Raw genomic sequence first — 19,576 nt, 5'->3', positions numbered from 1 at the left:
TATAAATAATTGTTACTATAGTATGGACGCCACCTGTCATTTATCATGCCATTTTTAAACTAAGAGGTTTGTTTTGTCTATCAAGCATAATCTGACTCCCAGTCCTTCGCCTAATTCATTCTCTGCTATTACTAAAATACCATTTATAGTCGCGATGCTATTACTGACTATGCTGTTAAGTATTACCTTGCCAAATAATGCTTATGCTGTGGAGGCTGGTGCGCTTGGAGTGGGTAATGACAGTAGCGGAGAGACAGTAAGTACGCCATTGCCTGATTCGTTTGGCCGAGATACGCCGCGTCATACGGTACAAGGGTTTATCAGTGCGCTGGGTGAAAATGATTATCTGCTGGCAAGTAATTATCTCAACTTATCTAAGTCCGATAACCCAACGACCGTTGTGCGACAGTTTAAACAGGCACTGGATGCAGGAGGGCGTTTTCAGCCGGATCTACAGATTAGTAACTCACCTGAGGGTAATCTAACTGACCAACTGCCACCTAGCCAAGAAAATGTCGGTGTGATTAATATTGGGGAGCGAAGTGTTCCGCTATTGCTAGAAAGAGTGGTCTCAAAACAGAATGAGCAATATTGGCAATTCTCTAGCGATACGCTGACCTCAGTACCAGAAGTGATAGAAAATACTGAGCCGACCTTGGTCTCGCGCTATACGGTTGACTCTTTAGATGGCAAAAAGCTTTTCGGCTATCAACTAGCTGATTTGGTCGCCGCGCTCACTATGATTGTGACTAGCTTTGTACTTACTTATGTCGCGGTATGGTTAATGTACCACTTATTGAGGATTGTTTATCCGTATTTGCGTGGTACGCCATTGCCATTACCTAACAAGGTAATATTGCCACTCTCTGTGGTCATTATGGCATTGATACTATCCGAGGTTATGGTTTATGCAGGCGTATCGGTGACACTGCGTGAGCCGGTCAATCGCTTTACGGATATCGCTTCTTGGTTAGCGCTGACTTGGCTACTATTGCGAGTGATTGATGCGATATTCACCCGAGCGGTAAATCTAAGCTACAAGAAAAACTATACTGAGCGAGTCTCTATATTGGGACTGCTGCGCAAGGTTGTCAAAGCGCTATTACTGATATTTGCAGTGATTGTCATTTTTGGCAATTTGGGTTTTGATTTGACCACTGGTATTGCCGCACTGGGTGTGGGTGGTTTGGCGTTGGCCCTTGGTGCGCAAAAGACGATTGAAAACTTAGTTGGTAGTGTCGTCGTCGTCGCAGATTCACCTGTGCGTATCGGTGACTATTGTAAGTTTGGTACTTACGAAGGCACAGTTATCGACATTGGTATTCGCTCATCGCGTGTACGGACCTTGTCGCGGACAATTGTTACGGTACCAAATGGTGACTTTTCATCGATGCAGATCGAAAACTTTACCTCTCGCGATATGTTTCGTTTTTTCCACTACTTATATATTAAGCGTACCGCTGATCTTGACGTAATATTCAAAATGGTTAATGACTTGGATGAATTTATAAAAGAGCATGATTTGACCAATCAAGAATGGAATCAGGTCAATATTTTGGAGCTGCGCCAAGATTGCTATGTTATTCAGTTGCAAGCTTATGTGAATGCTATTGGTATCATTGAGTTCTATGACAAACAAAACGCTTTGTTTGTCGATATATTAAAGAAAGTCGCGAAATATAAAGTAGAACATGCATTGCCGACTCAGCAGTTGATTGTTAATCAAACGGAGCTTGAACATCATGTGGGAAGTAGCACTGATGAATCAGCAGAAGGAAATGAATCAGATAACAGTAGTAACTCTGCTAATAATGAAGTGTCTGATAACAAGGAAGTAAACACAAGCGTATACAGGAAAGATTACAACGACGATGGCGTTAATATTCGTAAAGATAGCGACAAGGCTAAAAATGATGTTGCAAGTCACCACAAATTCTCTATGGCGACCGTCAGCAGAAGTGGTGCGCTTAAGGCACTAAAGCATAAAAGTCATATGCTAAGAAAAAGTAAGTTTAAGCACACTAAAAATAAATCTGGCTTTTCTATATGGAATCAGCCTTAAAGGAGACTTTTTGCTCACGAATGGTAGTGAATAACACTGGCTATGTTTTTTGCTCAATTAGTTATAAAGGTACTGCGGTTTTATCACGTAATAAACCGTAGTACGACCAAAGCAGTAGACTGGCAGCGCTACGATAAGGTGACCAATGCTGAGTTAAGTCTTTTAGCTGCTTGGGTGTTGGGCGCTCTGCTAAGCCTAACAACTCCATGGCTGCAACTTTAATGGCCAAATCATCGACTGCAAGTATGTCTGCACGTTTTAGCGAAAATAATAAATACATCTCAGCTGTCCAACGTCCAATCCCTGTCACGGCTGTCAAGGTTGTTATGACTTCTTCATTTGGCAAAGTTTCTAAGGCTGCAAAGTCTATATCATGATCTACTAATGAACGCACATAACGAGTTTTTTGCTTAGACAATCCTTGTGTCTTCAAAGTATCATCTGTCGCCTCGCGTATAGCTTGCGGGGTGATTAATTCTGCATCAACCAACCGTTTCCAAATGCTGGCAGCGGCGGCAACTGATAACTGCTGACCGACCATCGCTCTCATCAACTGCTCAAACCCACCTGCGTTGTGCCTAAGATTAGGTGTGCCGACCTGCTTATGGACAGGGGCGAACCTTGGTTCAATGGTAATCAGTGCAGCAATTTGCTGTTCTAGTTCGTTAATGTTTTCAATAGTCTGTATGTTCATAGTGATTTCGCTTTGCTAATTAGAAGGTGCTCAAGTCTATATATTAATAAAAGGTGAGAAGCTCACATTAAATGGAATGTACATTAAAGAGAGCGTTCATTGAAGGAAACATCGTTGCAGTCTACCTCTAGACCATAAGTGATTGATAAAAAAAGGACTGCAAATAAGCAGTCCTTTTGATGTAGTACCGTATCACTAACAGTAGACCTATTCACCATCTGCTTTAGGTTTTTTGAGTAGTACTAGTACCGCACCGTTACCACCATCTTTTGGTGGCGCAGAGCAAAAAGCTAATACTTCTGGCAATTGACGCAACCAACCATTGATACAGGTTTTTAGAATCGCTTCGCTACCCTTACCATGGACGATTTTTACCATGGTTTCGTTTTTCTGCTTGGCTTGGCTCAATAGTTGAGTCATCGCTTCGCGTGCTTCTTCTATTGTACAGCCATGGATATCTACCGCATCATACCAACGCAGCTTGCCTTTTTTGAGTTGATCAAAGATTTTATTTTGCAGTGTGGGCTGCTTATAAGACAAATAAGCTTCAGCAGCGACAGGGTTCAGTAGTGCTTGCATATCTGACAAGCCTGCGCCTAGATCACTGGCTTCACTACCTTGAGCTGCAGCACGTTTTGATAGTGTCGCTGCATCAGGCTTACCTGCTTTAGTTGCGCTGGCAGGTGAGCGGACATTTTTGTCTTCTAGCTGATTGACACCGTGCATGGCTTGCATAAACAGAACTTTATCGTCATCGATATGTTCACTATCTAGCTGCTTAACCGTCTTTTTTACTTGCTTTTGAGTCGGTAGCGATACCGGCTCAGTTGGCTTTTGGTTCTCACCTTCAGGTGAATTGGTATCACGGCCTTTGCTCAGTTGGCCTTTGAGTTCTTTGAGCTGGTCTTGCATTTCTTTTGAAAACAGAGAGTTTGACATAAAAGTTAATGTATCGTTGATTGATGAATGGTTGATTGAACAATGTATATAGCATAGACATTATTCAAGCTATTGAGCATTTATTTAAGCATAAATTATTGAGTTACTTTACCCGTCTGCTGCGACGCCCGCAAGTAAGGATTGTAACGCTTGCCCTGGATGATCAGTTTTCATAAATTGCTCACCGATCAAAAAGTGCTGAATATCATTATTTAGCATAAGACGAATATCATCACTGCTATGAATACCACTCTCGGTCACGATTAGTGGTTTTTGCTCAGCGCTATTAGCATCAGCAGCGAGTGCGTCGTTTAAAATATTCTTAAGATCAAGCGTGGTTTGTAGGTCAACATCAAAGGTATTCAAATCACGGTTATTGATACCATAAATATTGTGCGCTGAGCGTGGCAATTGTAGCGCACGCTCAAGCTCAGACTGGGTATGTACTTCTATCAATATGTCCATACCAAGCTCAATACTGAGTGCATGTAGCTCTTGTACTTGCGCATCATCTAGGCAAGCCATAATGAGTAGGATGCAGTCAGCGCCCATTAGGTAAGATTGATAGATTTGATAGACATCAATCATAAAGTCTTTACGTAATATCGGTAAGCTTGAAGTATTAGCCGTCTGAATAAGATAGCTGTCATCACCCTGAAAGTAATCACGATCGGTCAATACAGACAGACAACTAGCGCCCGCTTGCTCATACTGCTGCGCAAATAGAGCAGGGGTAAAGTTATGATTGATAATGCCTTTAGACGGTGAGGCTTTTTTAATCTCAGCAATGATCCCGATACCATTTTCTTTAGTGCCAGCAGCACGTAATGCCGCAGCAAAACCTCGACGCGGTTTATCATCAGCTGCGACCTGTGCTTTCAAGTCCTCTAGAGACAATGCTTCGCGAGCGGCTTTTACTTCTTCTACTTTGGTGGCGACAATACGCTGTAGCACTGATGGTATGTCTGAATGGGTTGTGGTCATACTGGTATCCGAATATCGTTAAATGTAAATATAGTCAGAGAGCTATTAATAACTACTAAATGGCTACGGCATTTCCCTTCCTAGATGTGCGATTTGTACAATCTGCGGTCGGCTGCCTTGTATCCGTTTTAGATTTTTTTGACTATAGACAGTAGATTAGTGCTTATAAGTTAACCTTGAGCGACTAACTGTTGGGTATAGTTGGCCAAAGACTCAAGTTTTAGTAAAGCATCGCCATTTTGAATAATTTTTTGTGCTCGGCTAACACCGTTAGGGTAGTTGCTGGCAAGTCCTGCGGTGTATATCGCGGCACCTGCATTTAGCGCAATCATATCACGTGCTTTAAGTACGGCACGGTCATGAGTGTCGGCTCCAGATAGCGCAGCACGAATCAACTCAAGACTTTGTGCTGGAGAGTCGACATCGAGGCCAATAAGAGTTTGTGACTCGATACCCGCATCTTCTGGCATCATGTCATAGACTGATATCTCGCCATCTTTTAGCTCAGCGACTGTGGTCGAAGTCGCAAGACTGATTTCATCAAGACCATCTTTCGCGCCTACTACCATGACATGACGTGCGCCTAAGTTTTTCATCACTTTGGCAATCGGCTCACATAGCTGCGCAGTAAATACACCAATGACTAAGTTTGGCGTGCCAGCAGGGTTGGTCAATGGGCCTAAAATATTAAAGATGGTACGTGCCTTTAGCTCACGGCGTACAGGGTTGGCGTAACGCATGGCGCTGTGATGATTGGGTGCAAATAAAAACCCAATGCCTTGATTCTCGATACAGTCTTTTGCTTGCTCTGGAGTGAGCGCAAGACTGATACCTGCTTGCTCAAGTAAGTCTGAGCTACCAGATTTGGTTGAGACGCCACGATTGCCGTGCTTAGCAACTTGTGCGCCAGCCGCCGCAACAACCAACGCCGATGCAGTCGAGACATTGAACAAGTTAGCACCATCACCGCCAGTACCAACGATATCTACTAAGTAATCACAGTTCTTTGGTTCAATATTGGCAGCTAGTGCACGCATGGCGCTGGCAGACGCAGTAATCTCGTCAATGGATTCGCCCTTCATGCGTAGTCCTGTCAAGATAGCGCCCATCATGGCGTCGCTACATCTACCTTGCATGATAATCAGCATCACTTGATACATCTCATCAAAAGTTAAATCGATGTGTTGAAATATTCTACCCAAAGCTATGGTTAACAATTGATGTGTTTGCTCATCAGACAATTCTGCAATACTCTCTGGCGTGTGCGTTTCTTCTATTTTTGTCGTACTCATTGTAGTCTCACTTACTATTATTTTTTATATGAATCTGTGTAAAATTTGGCATAGGCTTAGGAAAGCGGTATTTTTACCAAGGTGCTTTTAGTCAAATCTAGCCAACTTGTGGTAGCTCATCGGATGTCAGAGTAGCCAAGCCATGAGTCTGTAAAAAGTTATTGAGCAATTGGTAACCTGCTTCGCTCAATATCGACTCAGGATGAAACTGAACACCTTCTACAGCAAACGCCTTATGGCGAATACCCATGATTTCCTCAATACTACCATCAGCATTTTGTGTCCATGCGGTGAGTTCAAGGCAGTCTGGTAGGCTTGTCTTATCAATGACGAGCGAATGATAACGCGTAACCCGTGATGGGTTAGGTAATCCAGCAAACACACCTTGCTCGTTGTGATAGATAGCTGATAAGCGGCCATGCATGACTTCGCCAGCTTTGACCACTTGACCGCCAAAGGCTTGACCGATAGCTTGATGACCCAAGCAAATACCCAGTATAGGAATAATTCCTTTAAATGTCTCAATGGCTTGCAGCGAAATACCCGCACGGTTAGGATCGCATGGACCTGGGCCAATCACAATGACATCAGGTGCAAGGGTTTTAATCTGCTCAATGCTGACCTGATCATTACGCCAGACAGTGATGTCCTGCTTTAGCTCACCGAAGTACTGTACGATATTGTACGTAAAGCTATCGTAATTATCGATCATCAAAATCATTAAGGCTTCAACTTATCAGTTTTATTATATTTTTAACATAAAATTGGTTCTCACTGTTATCGAGTCACTTGATTGTCAAAGACAAGCAGCTATGACTATAACAGAGGGCGTTATTGCGCGCGGTTATCTTACCACTATTTTGTTCTCTATCAAATGTAGGGTATAGGCTATCTAAGTAAGCACCAAGTAAAAACATATTTTTTATTATTTTGTCGACGAATAAAATAACGTAGTCGGAACCAATGTTATAAATTCAGCTATTAACATTGCACTATAAAATAGCATTTCAATAATAAATATATTTGTATTTGCACCAATTTAGTGCTTTTGGTTCTCAACTGGTGCTCTAATTAAGTGCTATTCTGAAACTGAACTAGATGAGAATTAATTAATATATAACGATATTAATCGTATAAATCACTGTAAATATTGATAATTAAATATATCTATAACTATATCTAGAGTTGGAGTGGCAATACATTGGCATAGCCTTTGCATTATTGCTGTTATGATTATTTTTAAAGCCAAAAAACTGGTCTAAAAATAATTATTAACAAGAGCCCGAAGAGTTCAGCATTATGAGTTGTATATTGCTAGAATGTCGTTAGGATTGAATTGGCGTATGTTAGACCATGTGCACAAATATTGGTCTGATTGAGTAAACGCTTTAGATGAGCATCTTGACTAATACGCAAAATAGTGCTGATAATAAGCATAATATCGAATGCGCTATTTTAGTATTGAGAGCACATCTGACATTCTTGGACAAGAACATCATATTAATAATTTTAAATCGCAATTACGTGATCAACACAACGGAGACTATTCATGTCGAATAAACTATTAGATCTTATCCAATCCTCTAATGCTAAATGGGTTGATTTTCGCTTTACTGATACACGCGGCAAAGAGCAGCACATCAGCTTCCCAGCGCATACCGTTGATGAAGATGTCATGGAAGATGGCAAAATGTTTGATGGCTCATCAATCGCTGGTTGGAAAGGTATCGAAGCGTCAGATATGATCTTGCGTCCTGATCCAGAAACTGCTTTTGTTGACCCGTTCTTTGACGCGGTGACTGTGGTAGTGACTTGCGATATCATCGAGCCATCAACGCTACAAGGTTATGACCGTGACCCACGTTCTATCGCACGTCGCGCTGAAGAGTATTTAAAGTCTACTGGTATCGGTGATACTGCTTACTTCGGTCCTGAGCCTGAATTCTTTGTATTTGATGATGTGAAGTGGTCAGTCGATATGTCTGGCGTTAGTCATAAAATCACGGCTGAAGAAGCAGCATGGTCGACTAACGAGACTTACGAGTGGGGCAACATGGCGCATCGCCCACGTGTGAAAGGCGGTTATTTCCCAGTACCACCAATCGATAGCTCACATGATATGCGTGCTGTTATGTGTGAACGTATCGAAGAAATCGTTGGTGAAGGTTCAGTTGAAGTTCATCACCATGAAGTAGCGTCTTGCCAGTCTGAAATCGGTGTTGCATTCAACACGATGGTACGTAAAGCGGATGAAGTTCAGCAATTGAAATATGTTGTTCATAACGTTGCGCATCAGTTTGGCAAAACAGCGACCTTTATGCCTAAGCCAATCGTTGGTGATAACGGTTCAGGTATGCACGTACATATGTCAATCTCAAAAGACGGCGTAAACACATTCTCTGGTGATGAGTATGCGGGTCTGTCTGAAACAGCATTGTACTTCATTGGCGGTATTATCAAGCATGCTCGTGCGTTGAATGCGATTACCAACCCATCAACGAACAGCTATAAGCGCCTAGTTCCTCATTATGAAGCGCCTATCAAGCTTGCTTATTCGGCTTCTAACCGTTCAGCATCTATCCGTATTCCACACGTAAGTAGCCCAAAAGCGGTACGTGTAGAAGCACGTTTCCCTGATCCAACGGCTAACCCATACCTAGCGTTTGCTGCATTGTTGATGGCTGGCCTTGACGGTATCCAAAACAAAATGCATCCAGGTGAAGCTGCTGACAAGAACTTGTATGACTTGCCACCAGAAGAAGAAGCACAAATCCCAACGGTTGCAGAGAGCTTAGATGTTGCATTGCAAGCATTGCGTGACGATCATGACTTCTTATTAAAAGGCGATGTATTCACTGAAGATATGCTAGAAGCGTTTATCGCTTTGAAAGAAGAAGAAGTACAACGTCTGAACGTAACTGTACACCCTGTCGAATTTGACATGTACTACAGCTGCTAATTAGTCGCTAAAGCACTCAGTTATTTTGAGTCAAAAAAACCAGCTAAGTTATTCTTAGCTGGTTTTTTTATGCGTATCAATAAAGTGTATCAGTCCCATTGCTGAATTTTCTTTGAAATCGCTACTGATTTCATGTCAAAACTCACGCATAATAGTTTTATAAAATTATATTAATAGTAGACACTATCTAGGTTGATGGATTATGACTTTATTAGCAAAACCGAGTTTCTTGAAGAGTAGGATTAGAGTTGGGTTATGGACTACGGTTGCTCTCGCTAGTCTTTGTACATCTCTCACGAATGCTGCACCCATTTATAAGGTGGTCGATGAGCAAACCGGTCAAGTTACTTTTACCGACCGTCCACAGGATTATGAGCAGCAAGCTAACAAAAAAGTCAGTCAAATGGCTATTACGACGGGTAATGAGACGAGCAGATCAACTAGTCTGAATACGACAACCAATCCTAATACAAGTCGCCAATCATCAAATGCGTCGCAGACAGTGACTGCTACTGAGTCGCCTGCGATAAATACTAAGGTTACCACGCCAGTAAACTATCAGTTAGCCATTACTGAACCTAGCGAAGAGAGAGCCTATCGTCGTCCCGTACAGAATATCGATGTCAATGTGCAGATTAAGCCTGCGTTACAGGCAGGTGATAATGCCCGTATTTATTTTGATGATAAAGAGGTTGCACAAGGTTTGAGCGCGTCTATTGCTACTGTTGATGTTTTGCCAGGTGCTCATACAATCAAGGCTGTTATACAAAGCGAAACTGGCCAAACACTTGAGCAAATCACACGTACCGTATACGTAATTCAAAATACGACCACATTGCAAGACAACAAAAGAAAGGCAGAGCAGCTGTTGGCTTATCAAAAGCTAGCTTGGTATCAAAAATTGATGCTAAAACTGCGTCAACAGGAAGTTGCTAATTCACAATAATGGTCTCAATAATGATTGAATATAATGAATAGACATCGCTAGCAGAATAAAAAGGCAAGCACCGTTAACGATGCTTGCCTTTTTTAATATAAATCACTTATTTTAACTATAAGCTATCTTATTTAGTTAACTCGATTGTACCGTTAGCAGTCACCGAAATAGTGCTATTGCCAGACTCAAAGCTCTGGCTTGGTACAGAAGATTCAAGCGAATCTGCTTTCATGCTCATAGCGCTATACATTGGACGTGGATAGTTGCTACCTGTGTTTAGGTTAACATTGATGACGCGGTAGCCACGAGCATCCCAAGCGCGGGTAAGGCTCTTAGCTTGCTGCTGAAAAGCGCGAGAGGCTTCGGTCATTAGCTTTTGCTCTAAAGCATCCTTTTTGGTATCTGATACACCAAAATTAAGATTATCCATCACTAAGGTTTCTTGTAAATCAGCAATGAGTTGGCTGGTCGCTGAAAAGTCTGTACTTTTTAAGTCTATGTTTGCTTGACCTGTCCAGCCAATGATTTTATCGTTTTTGTCGTAGCGTGGATAGGTACGCTGTTGCCCTGTGCTCACGGTCACGCTAGGGTAGCGCTTAGCGATTTTCATGGCATTGTTGATTGAGGTGTTAAGCATTGTGGCTAGGGTCTTAGAGTCAGTGGCCTGTGCTTTCTTGTACAAGCTGGCGCGTACTTCGTCGTTCTGAATTTCTTCTTTTATTTCTGTCTGAAACGTCAGTTGATCATAGCCAGTGGGTTCTGCATGGGCGCTACCCATCATCGCTGTCATAAGACAAACCGTACCAGAAACTAGTGCTGCTTTATTCAATAAAGTATTTTTCATTATTATCTCCTAAGTTGATTCTAATAATATATAAATGACAATTATCAACGCTCATTTATACACGAAAAGTTGTCCCTATTGTTTTTTAAACATCGACATGGGTGCAACTTCATTCACTAAAATAGCAAAATTCATATAAGTTGCTGTGAGAATTTTGTGACCTAAGTTACTGATATAATTTGTGCTCATACATTGCGAACATGAGCTAATGAACTAAATGACAGTGCTATTTAGGGTCTAAAGCAAACAGTTTTAAGATAGGGGTTGTAAAATTAAAAATTTCTTGTATAATTTGCGACTGGTGGCTCCATTGGTAGCCTCGCAACATTGTTCTATGAATCCCGCCAGGACCGGAAGGTAGCAACGGTAATAGTTATAGTGTGTGCCGAGGATGTGCTTTTGGAGTCGCTTTTTTTTGCCTAAAATTTGATAATTATATTTATAAAGTATAAAAGACATATTTGTGATGTATTAAGCCCTTCATTGTAAAGGGCTTTTTTTTGGTCAAAATTTTGTCTGATGGTTATCTATTTGCTTATGTAGTTTTCAATTTAACTTCCTGTTCGATTTCCTTTGTAGTTCTTATCTAGTTCTAAGGTTTTATTGATTAATATGAGTTAAAATACAATGTATTAACTTTTTATTAACATTCTAGACACCTTGGAGTTTGATTATGAAGATGTTTGTTTGGCTATTCATTGCATTTGTGGTGTTGGTAGTTGTGTTTGGGGTATCCATTTTTAATAGATTGGTACGCGCACGTAACCAAGCAAAGAATGGCTTTGCTCAAATAGATGTGCAATTAAAGCGTCGTCATGATCTGATTCCAAACTTGGTCGAAACTGCCAAGCGTTATTTGAGTCATGAAGAAGAAACACTCACTCGCGTTATTAGCGCACGTAATCACGCACAAGATCTACAAGACTCTAATAAACATCAGCCAGACTCGCTAGAGCATATGGCACTATTTGCAAAAGCAGAAGGTATGTTGTCTAAAGCGTTGAGTCAATTCTCCGCTGTCGTCGAAGCCTACCCAGAGCTAAAAGCCGATAGTATGATTAAGGAGCTCATGGACGAATTAACCAATACGGAAAATCGCATCGGATTCGCGCGTCAGCATTATAATGACAGCGTGATGTTTTATAATAACGATCGCGAAGTATTCCCGAATAACCTCGTTAGTACGACTTTTGGCTTTCGGCCACTCAGTCCGTTGGTATTTGAAGATAGAGAAGCGATTGCTCAGGCACCGATTGTCAATATGAGCTAAGGTTTAGATAATTTTGGCGAACTCTAGGCAGCCTAATCTGATGGATTTTTTTGGTGAACAGCGAATACGTACGCGGCGCAGTCTATTACTTTATGGACTGTTTTTCCTGATTGTACTTGCTCATATGGCTTTAGGACTGGCTGTCATGTCTATACTGCTGACAGTATTTACAGGCGGTATATATCATTGGGTATTGGTTCTGGTCATTGTCTTGACGTTAGGTAGTTTCGTTGGTGGTAGTTTTTTAGAGTATCGACGCCTGCGAGCAGGTGGCCGTGCTATTGCTCAGCGAGTAGGAGCGGTTAGGCTATTTATCGATAACAGCCAAGAACCATGGGAACACAGTCAAGGAATTGCTCATCAACACGAAGCTGAAGAAAAGGTTCGCTATCGTTCACGTCATATAGCAGTACGTGACGAGCGTGATTTTCCGCCCGTCTATCGCCGCTATTATGAAATTGCACAGCAACTGGCCATTGCGGCAGGTTTGCAAACCCCTATTTTATATGTGTTACCTGATGAGCAGGGTATCAATGGTTTTGTCGCTGGTCGCCATAGTCAAGATATGGTACTCGTCGTTACTCAAGGTGCGCTAGATAAACTGTCTGATGAGGCGCTATACGGACTCATTGGTCATGAATATGGTCATATATTGCACGGCGATGCTACGTTCAATCTACAGCTGATGGTGGTATTGGCAGGCTTGCAGATACTATACGACTGGAGTGACCCAATATCTAATCACATTTCTAATCGTCTCTCTAATTATAGTCACTTTGATAGCGATAGTATTTCCCAAAAGTCTCTATCACAGAGACAGGTTGATATGCTAGCACGCAATACAGAAGCGCAAACGGCCAATTTCACCACGCATAGTGAATGGGTCGCTTACTGGCAGCAGCAATCACAACAACAGCAGTCCTCAGCCAAGCGTCAGTCTAAATGGGTGCAAACGCCACCTATAATAGATCGTCAAGCCTCGCGTAGTGCTTGGACATTGCTACTGCATGGTTTAAGCTTCTCTAGTATGGCAAGCGCGCAGTTGATTAAGCACAGTTTTAATCGTGAGCGCGAGCTACTTGCTGATGCCACCAGCGTTCAGTTAACACGTACGCCTGCGATTGTCGAAACCTTAAAAGCCATTCATCAAGACTCGCTCGGCTCGCGTTTGTCTGGCATCGCCGATATCAATGGACTCAGCCATTTTTTCTTTGCTAGTAGTGGGGCAGACTTAGGTGATGTGTCATGGTTTGCCACCCATCCAAGCTTGACAGAGCGTATGAACGCTATTAATGCGGATGCTTATCATAGGTTCGCGGTACAAGTCGCCAAAGAAAAGCGAATAAATCAGCAAAAGGTCAAAGAAATATATAGGCAACGACGCTTAGGTGATTGGGCAGAAACAAAAGAAAATAGCCTAAGTGAAAATTTGCCAGACAAAAACTTGCAGCAGTCGTCGTTACTTGGATCTCAAACAGCTGCAACGATTGATACAGGTGACACGAAACAGCCAAATGATAGAAAAGTTCTTGCTGAATCTATAAGCGACAATCGTAATAAAGATAATGGCGAATCAGAGATTGATGACGGTTTAGAGTTTGCTGTAGTAATTGATGGGCGGCTTCAAGTACAGGCCGAAGACGTTGGCGTTCACCAGCTATTAAAACCGTGGCAGTCCAAACCTGACGCTGATCTACCAGAAAATACGCTAATTGAAGTTAGCGATATCCAAAAGGTGTCACTACCTCAGTATATACTTAATCATAGTCATCATCCTCTAGGTGCGCTAGCATTAGTCGAAGCTGTCTTGCTTTGTCATCAGCATCGACCCTTATCAACGACTGCCATTTATAGTTTAAATGATATTTGGAATGATGGCTTCTCTGTTGCGACTGACTCGACTTCCCATGAGCAAGTATTGCCGCATAGGATAGATACTAAGCTAATGACAGTAGTAGCCAGTTTGGATAGGCGTCTGGACAGCGCTTTGATTGAGCTCGCTTTAAACCAATTGCGTCAACAGAATTTATCTGAACTATGTATCGAAGATCTAAAGCTTAAAAGTAAAGACGATCACAGTTACGACAGTCATCAGTACTATAAAAAACAAGAGAAATGCCGTACGATGTTGTTGCGTTATCAGCAGGGAATATTTAAGTTATTTAACCAACAGCTGACATCTGACTTAACCAAAAGTTTAGCTTATGATTCGTCAGATAAAAATATACCTAGTGATAACTCCAATGCTACGGCTCTGAATAACCCATTAGCTTTAGCACTTCAAAAATCGCCAATATTGTCACTATGGCAAGCGTTGCATTTGCAGCAGTTGCTACCGATATTGTCTGAAGTTTTACAAGATACAGACGCGCAGTCTCTATGGTCACAGATATTGAAGGCTGGTATGGAAGACGTAAGGGCGCAACTAGATCCTTCGGGTCAGGTGTTTACAGGTCTTAATAAAGCAGAAGTATCAGTTGTTGTCTTATTGGCTTATCGACTATCAAAAGATGCCAAAGGCCAAATGATCTCAATGTATGACCGATCGTTATTGAGTGAAGGTAATGACAGTGTGGCGCATTATATTGTAGATTTGAGACGGCATGCGCGCTTGATTGATATTGATCTTGTGACAGTAAGCGATGTTAATTTGCAGTGGTTATTATTGACCGCACAGCACTTGAATAGCATTCAGTTATTGGCGATTATTTCTGCGGTTCCTGTCTCTGCCAATCACTCTCTCAAGCGCGTGATAGGTGCTCAGAATGCTGATAATTATCGAGAGAAGCAACAGGATAGCAGCCAAATAGATTATAATGAAAGTGAGATGAACCAGCCGACTCATAATGAGTATCGCCAATGGCTAAGTACGTTGCATACGGTGATGTTACACGATACGATAATCAGCCAAAATGAATACGATTGTTTGCTGGCAATATCAGAGCGTTGGCTCGGCATTCGACAGCTGTTTTGATTGGTATGAATCTAGTATTTGATTAATAGTGTGATGCATGCTTAATGAGAGCTACCAAAACCATAAACACATCTGTAAATGATATAAACAAAATGAGTAGGATAGTAGAGTCGAATGAGTGATACCCAAGACCCGCTAACTGTATTACAGCGCCGTGTGCAGCAACGCCAAATTCTAGCGATGATGGGTATCAATCAGTGGGTGCAGCCTGAGTCAGAAACCATCAATATGACTGACATTGCGACAGCTTCGGTGAAGCCATCAAATATCGATTCCACTGATATTGAGTCTAATAACAATGAAGTAGTAGCGAGCGTTGGAGTGGTAGACACAGTTGATCAACCGACTGATGGTTATCATATCAATGATTATAATACTAACGGCTATGTTACCGATGAGTATGGTACTGATTTGCAAGCTACCACTGAACAGACGGCTAGTGAGCAAAGCCCTGTTACCTATAGTTTTGATTCCGTTGATTCGAATACTGTTAGTTCAAGTGCTGGGTCTAACTATCATGACATCCCAAGTACTGCATCGAACCAAACTGCTGTAACCTCTACGAGTTCACCTATTGAGCAACCTCAATTTGCGCAGAGTACTTTTCCACAGAGTACTAGTGATGACAGCATAAATGATGATAGCTTAAAAAAAGTAGCACCATTTGACTTGCAAGGTGGCCGCTATGGTGACTGGGTGATATTGGTTGATATCAAAGCGCTAGATAGTGACAGCCAGAAACTATGGCAAAACATCACTCAAGCGCTATCAATCACTTGCGAGACCACATCATTCCCGATTTGTGATGGTATGGATACTGCTGAGCTTGCCAATGCCAGTCTTGCAGGATATATTTTTCGAATTGGCCGGAGTGAAGAAATACAAGTTGCTGCACTGACCGCGCTGCCTGACGGCCTCCAACATCCCAATCTGACCACCGTGCCGACATTAGAAGAAATGCTCGCAGACAGTGATGCTAAACGTCAGCTGTGGGAACAGATATCTCATTGAGTTGTATGAAAACTAACATCGATACCAATGCCTTTATCAACAAACTGAAATAAAAAACATCCTTTTATTTCATCATACCTAGGACTGTGATTATGCCTACAACCCCAACGTCTACAGCAACTGCCACACCGCATCGCCTGCCAAATTTTTGTGCTGGTCCTGCTACTATGCCAACAGCCGTATTAGAGCGCGCGCAGAGCGAACTGCTTGATTGGCAAGGTCGCGGCCTGTCGGTCATGGAAGTCAGCCATCGTAGTAAAGAGTATATGGCCATTACTGACAAGGCGGAAGCTAAGCTACGCACGCTTATGGAAATACCAGATAACTATAAAGTGCTGTTTTTGCAAGGCGGTGCTAGTTTACAGTTTTCTGCGATTCCATTGAATCTGTTAAATGGTGGACGCGGTGACTATTTGACGACAGGTGCATGGTCAGGCAAAGCGATCAAAGAAGCCAAGCGCTATGAAGCATTGGGTTTGGGCGAGATTAACTTAGTTGCGACTGGCAAAGAGAATAACTTTACTGACGTACCAGCGCAAAGCGATTGGAATATCAGTGAAGACGCGGCTTATTTTCATTACTGTGCCAATGAAACGATTCATGGCCTACAGATATTTGAGCCACCACAAGTAGATGCGCCAATCATTGCTGATATGTCATCTTGTATCTTGTCACAGCCGATAGATGTGTCTAAATTTGGCATGATCTACGCGGGTGCGCAGAAAAACATCGGTCCTGCAGGTCTGGTTATTGTCATTATTCGTGAGGATTTGATGGGGCAAGCAAGTGAATGGTGTCCTATGCTGCTGAATTATGAGCATCAAGCTGACAAAGAGTCTATGTCTAACACGCCAGCGACGTATTCTTGGTACTTAGCAGGGCTAGTGTTTGATTGGTTGGAAGAGCAGGGTGGTGTGGCTGCTATCGGTAAAATCAATCAGCAAAAAGCCGATTTACTTTATAAGACAATCGATGAGAGCAGTTTCTATAATAATCCAATAGATTCTAAGTATCGCTCTATCATGAATGTGCCATTTACTTTAGCAGACAGCAGCCTTGATAAAGTATTCCTAGAAGAGTCAGAAAAAGCTGGCTTGTTAAATCTAAAGGGTCATCGTGACGTAGGCGGTATGCGAGCCAGTATCTACAATGCCGTACCACTTGAGTGGGTACAGCAGCTGGTTGACTTTATGATTGCCTTTGAAAAAAAGCACGCGTAATCAAAAGAGTAACTGCTAACGTATAAAGTCTTCATACATAAACTGCATATCAAGAAAGGCGTAACTAGTCATGGTTGCGCCTTTTTTATATTTATAAACAAACAGTTTGGTCATGCTAGCGCGTAGTAATAATGGTTTGCCGTGGATATGACTTAATGGTGATAGCATTAAATCATATCCACGGCAAACCATTAGGTTAAAAAACCTAAGTTTGTTATGATAAAATTTTGCTATAACGCTGTTTTGCTGTCAGGCTTTACGTTTTGATATTTATATTGGTTAGCATAGAGGTTTGTTATAACGTCATGATAATAAAAAATGCCCTGTTAAAAGCTGTATTGCTAACCATCACCGTCAGTTGGATACCGAGCAGTATCGCTGCACCTATCACGACGACCGCGCTTGGCCACAATAGTCCTACTGAGTACATCAATGCACCTTACTTACCTTATGCCAATCCAAAAGCGCCATCAGGGGGTACGCTGTCTCTAGATGCTCGCGGTACGTTTAATAGCGCCAACAAATGGATGACCACAGGTGTGGCGATGATTGGCACAGACTATCTGTATGATACTTTGATGACTGGTTCATTAAATGAAGCATTTACCATGTATCCACAGCTGGCAAGTAAAGTGACATATGATCCAGACGATACGAGCTGGATTATCTATCATCTCAATCCTAATGCTCGTTTTTGGGATGGGTCGGGTGTGACCAGTCGCGATGTAAAAGCAACTTTTGAGGCGATATTGAACAAAGGCCCCATGTATATTCGCAGTTACCTAAGTGATATCAAAGACATTCAAATCATTAATGATCAACAAGTAAAGTTTGTCTTTACCTCTGCTGAAAACAAAGAGATTTTACTGACCGTTGGGCAGTTTCCTATATTTGCCAAATCTTCCATTGATACCGATTTTGAGAAAATCAGTCTGTCACCATTGATGGGTAGTGGTCCTTATAAACTAGGTCGAGTCGATGCGGGGCGTTCGGTAAGTTATATACGTGATCCCAATTATTGGGGTCGTGATTTGATGGTCAATCGCGGCCGCTACAACTTTGATATGATCAAGTTTGTTTATTATCAAAGTGATGAGATTGCCTTTGAGGGTTTTAAATCTGGTCAATACCGTTTTCGCCCCGAAAATAAAGCATCGAACTGGGTAACTGGGTATAATTTCCCTGCCGTAAAAGCAGGGCTTATCCAAAAAGAGACGATAACCAGTCAAAATCCGGTTCCGATGCAAGCATTGGTCATGAATTTGCGCCGCCCAATATTTCAAGATATCAAAGTTCGCCAAGCACTGACAGCTGCTTATGATTTTGAATGGATGAATAAAACCTTATTTCATGGGCAATATGAGCGCTTGCAGAGCTTCTTCCATGGCTCAGAGCTTGCTGCAACGGGTACGCCATCTGATGCAGAGATGCAGGTATTGACGCCGTTATTATCTGAGCTCGAACCGACACAGCGTAAAGCAACATTAGCAGAATGGCAGCTACCCACCAGTGATGGGAACGGCTTTAATCGTCAAGGGTTATTAGAAGCGCGCCAGCTTCTATTAGAGGCTGGGTTTTATTATGAGGATATGAAATTATATCAACCTGATGGGTCGCTTGCTCAGATTGAGATTTTGATGACAGGCGAGACCATGGGCCGTGTCTTGTTACCTTACATTCGCAATCTAAAACGCTTGGGATTTGATGCAACCTTGCGCCAAGTCGATGGGCCGCAATATTATGAGCGTATGCGACGTTTTGACTATGATATGGTCGTGGACGTATTTGCTCAAAGTCTATCTCCTGGTGCTGAGCAAGCAGCATTCTGGGGAAGTGCTGCTGCTGATGAACCGGGTAATCATAATAGTGCTAGTATCAAGAATGCAGCCGTCGATCAAGTCGTTGCTGCCCTTGGTAATGCTAAAAATCGTGACGAGATTGTACTCTATACGCAGGTGCTAGATCGGTTGTTGCGCGCAGGACATTATGTCGTACCGCTATACGGCAAATCTGGCACCAATGTCGCCTATTGGGATCAGTATCGCCATACCGAAAAGCTACCGACCAATGCTGTTGGTATCGATTACTGGTGGGTGGATAAAGAGGCAGAAGGGCGTATCAATAAGTATTTAAAGCAGTAGACAGTATTTACTACAGGGTTTGACCTTGTAACAACGGACAGCTGAGCATAGATGCTGTTGCTATCAAATAACAGTTAGATTAGGGCGTGTCCTCATTTTAAAAATGGTGATAAAAATGAGATAAATTGCCGTCAAACGAGGAAAATAGTTGGTCAATATCGAGATATTGACCAACTATTTGACGATGTTTGGCAAAATTTAGCTGTTTTTAGCCCATTTAGAGGACACTCGATTGAATTGAGAACACGC

The 19,576-nt window shown here is 42.2% G+C and carries 14 protein-coding genes and 1 other RNA gene; 9 read left to right on the top strand and 6 right to left on the bottom strand.

Annotation, left to right across the window (positions count from 1 at the left end):
* Positions 1–154 precede the first annotated feature (154 nt).
* Positions 155–2,062, top strand: coding sequence for a mechanosensitive ion channel family protein (locus ACHEVO_RS00720; protein WP_394123904.1), 1,908 nt, complete (start codon positions 155–157; stop codon positions 2,060–2,062).
* Positions 2,063–2,123: 61 nt separating this feature from the next.
* Here the strand turns inward: ACHEVO_RS00720 and ACHEVO_RS00715 are convergent, their stop codons facing one another.
* The 5 genes from ACHEVO_RS00715 to ACHEVO_RS00695 all read right to left on the bottom strand — a co-directional run bounded on the left by ACHEVO_RS00715 (position 2,124) and on the right by ACHEVO_RS00695 (position 6,692).
* Complete coding sequence (locus ACHEVO_RS00715) at positions 2,124–2,756, bottom strand: DNA-3-methyladenine glycosylase family protein (RefSeq protein ID WP_341609250.1); 633 nt, start codon at positions 2,754–2,756, stop codon at positions 2,124–2,126.
* 207 nt (positions 2,757–2,963) lie between these two features.
* On the bottom strand, positions 2,964–3,695 hold the full coding sequence (locus ACHEVO_RS00710) for a Smr/MutS family protein (protein WP_179798976.1): 732 nt from the start codon (positions 3,693–3,695) through the stop codon (positions 2,964–2,966).
* 108 nt (positions 3,696–3,803) lie between these two features.
* Complete coding sequence (trpC, locus tag ACHEVO_RS00705) at positions 3,804–4,679, bottom strand: indole-3-glycerol phosphate synthase TrpC (RefSeq protein WP_394123530.1); 876 nt, start codon at positions 4,677–4,679, stop codon at positions 3,804–3,806.
* Positions 4,680–4,849: 170 nt separating this feature from the next.
* Positions 4,850–5,971, bottom strand: coding sequence for an anthranilate phosphoribosyltransferase (gene trpD / locus ACHEVO_RS00700; RefSeq protein WP_394123529.1), 1,122 nt, complete (start codon positions 5,969–5,971; stop codon positions 4,850–4,852).
* Between the two features lie 97 nt (positions 5,972–6,068).
* Positions 6,069–6,692 (bottom strand): anthranilate synthase component II, encoded by a 624-nt coding sequence (locus ACHEVO_RS00695; RefSeq protein ID WP_394123528.1) that lies wholly within the window; start codon positions 6,690–6,692, stop codon positions 6,069–6,071.
* An 828-nt stretch (positions 6,693–7,520) separates the two neighbouring features.
* Here ACHEVO_RS00695 and glnA point away from each other — a divergent pair.
* Both glnA and ACHEVO_RS00685 read left to right on the top strand, forming a co-directional pair.
* Positions 7,521–8,930, top strand: a complete 1,410-nt coding sequence (gene glnA / locus ACHEVO_RS00690) for a type I glutamate--ammonia ligase (RefSeq protein WP_057760355.1) — start codon at positions 7,521–7,523, stop codon at positions 8,928–8,930.
* 202 nt (positions 8,931–9,132) lie between these two features.
* Positions 9,133–9,876, top strand: a complete 744-nt coding sequence (locus ACHEVO_RS00685) for a DUF4124 domain-containing protein (protein ID WP_394123527.1) — start codon at positions 9,133–9,135, stop codon at positions 9,874–9,876.
* A 118-nt stretch (positions 9,877–9,994) separates the two neighbouring features.
* On the opposite strand, the gene ACHEVO_RS00680 is transcribed toward ACHEVO_RS00685, so the two are convergent.
* Positions 9,995–10,711: an SIMPL domain-containing protein gene (locus tag ACHEVO_RS00680; RefSeq protein WP_394123526.1), complete on the bottom strand. Its 717-nt coding sequence runs from the start codon at positions 10,709–10,711 to the stop codon at positions 9,995–9,997.
* Positions 10,712–11,019: 308 nt separating this feature from the next.
* Here ACHEVO_RS00680 and ffs point away from each other — a divergent pair.
* From ffs to ACHEVO_RS00650, 6 genes are all read left to right on the top strand, one after another.
* Positions 11,020–11,116: signal recognition particle sRNA small type (gene ffs, locus ACHEVO_RS00675), an RNA gene on the top strand.
* A gap of 268 nt (positions 11,117–11,384) precedes the next feature.
* The gene (locus ACHEVO_RS00670) at positions 11,385–11,981 is read left to right on the top strand and encodes a LemA family protein (protein WP_394123525.1); all 597 of its coding nucleotides are present in this window, start codon (positions 11,385–11,387) and stop codon (positions 11,979–11,981) included.
* Positions 11,982–11,994: 13 nt separating this feature from the next.
* The gene (locus tag ACHEVO_RS00665) at positions 11,995–14,955 is read left to right on the top strand and encodes a M48 family metalloprotease (protein WP_394123524.1); all 2,961 of its coding nucleotides are present in this window, start codon (positions 11,995–11,997) and stop codon (positions 14,953–14,955) included.
* A 114-nt stretch (positions 14,956–15,069) separates the two neighbouring features.
* Positions 15,070–15,966: a DNA polymerase III subunit psi gene (locus tag ACHEVO_RS00660; RefSeq protein WP_394123523.1), complete on the top strand. Its 897-nt coding sequence runs from the start codon at positions 15,070–15,072 to the stop codon at positions 15,964–15,966.
* 92 nt (positions 15,967–16,058) lie between these two features.
* Complete coding sequence (serC, locus tag ACHEVO_RS00655; protein WP_394123522.1) at positions 16,059–17,186, top strand: 3-phosphoserine/phosphohydroxythreonine transaminase; 1,128 nt, start codon at positions 16,059–16,061, stop codon at positions 17,184–17,186.
* Positions 17,187–17,494: 308 nt separating this feature from the next.
* On the top strand, positions 17,495–19,327 hold the full coding sequence (locus tag ACHEVO_RS00650; protein ID WP_394123903.1) for an extracellular solute-binding protein: 1,833 nt from the start codon (positions 17,495–17,497) through the stop codon (positions 19,325–19,327).
* Positions 19,328–19,576 lie beyond the last annotated feature (249 nt).

Source organism: Psychrobacter nivimaris, assembly GCF_043419765.1.
In the GTDB taxonomy this organism is placed as follows: domain Bacteria; phylum Pseudomonadota; class Gammaproteobacteria; order Pseudomonadales; family Moraxellaceae; genus Psychrobacter.
The sequence above is the reverse complement of the archived record's forward strand: the minus strand, read 5'-3'. Positions and strand labels throughout refer to the sequence as shown.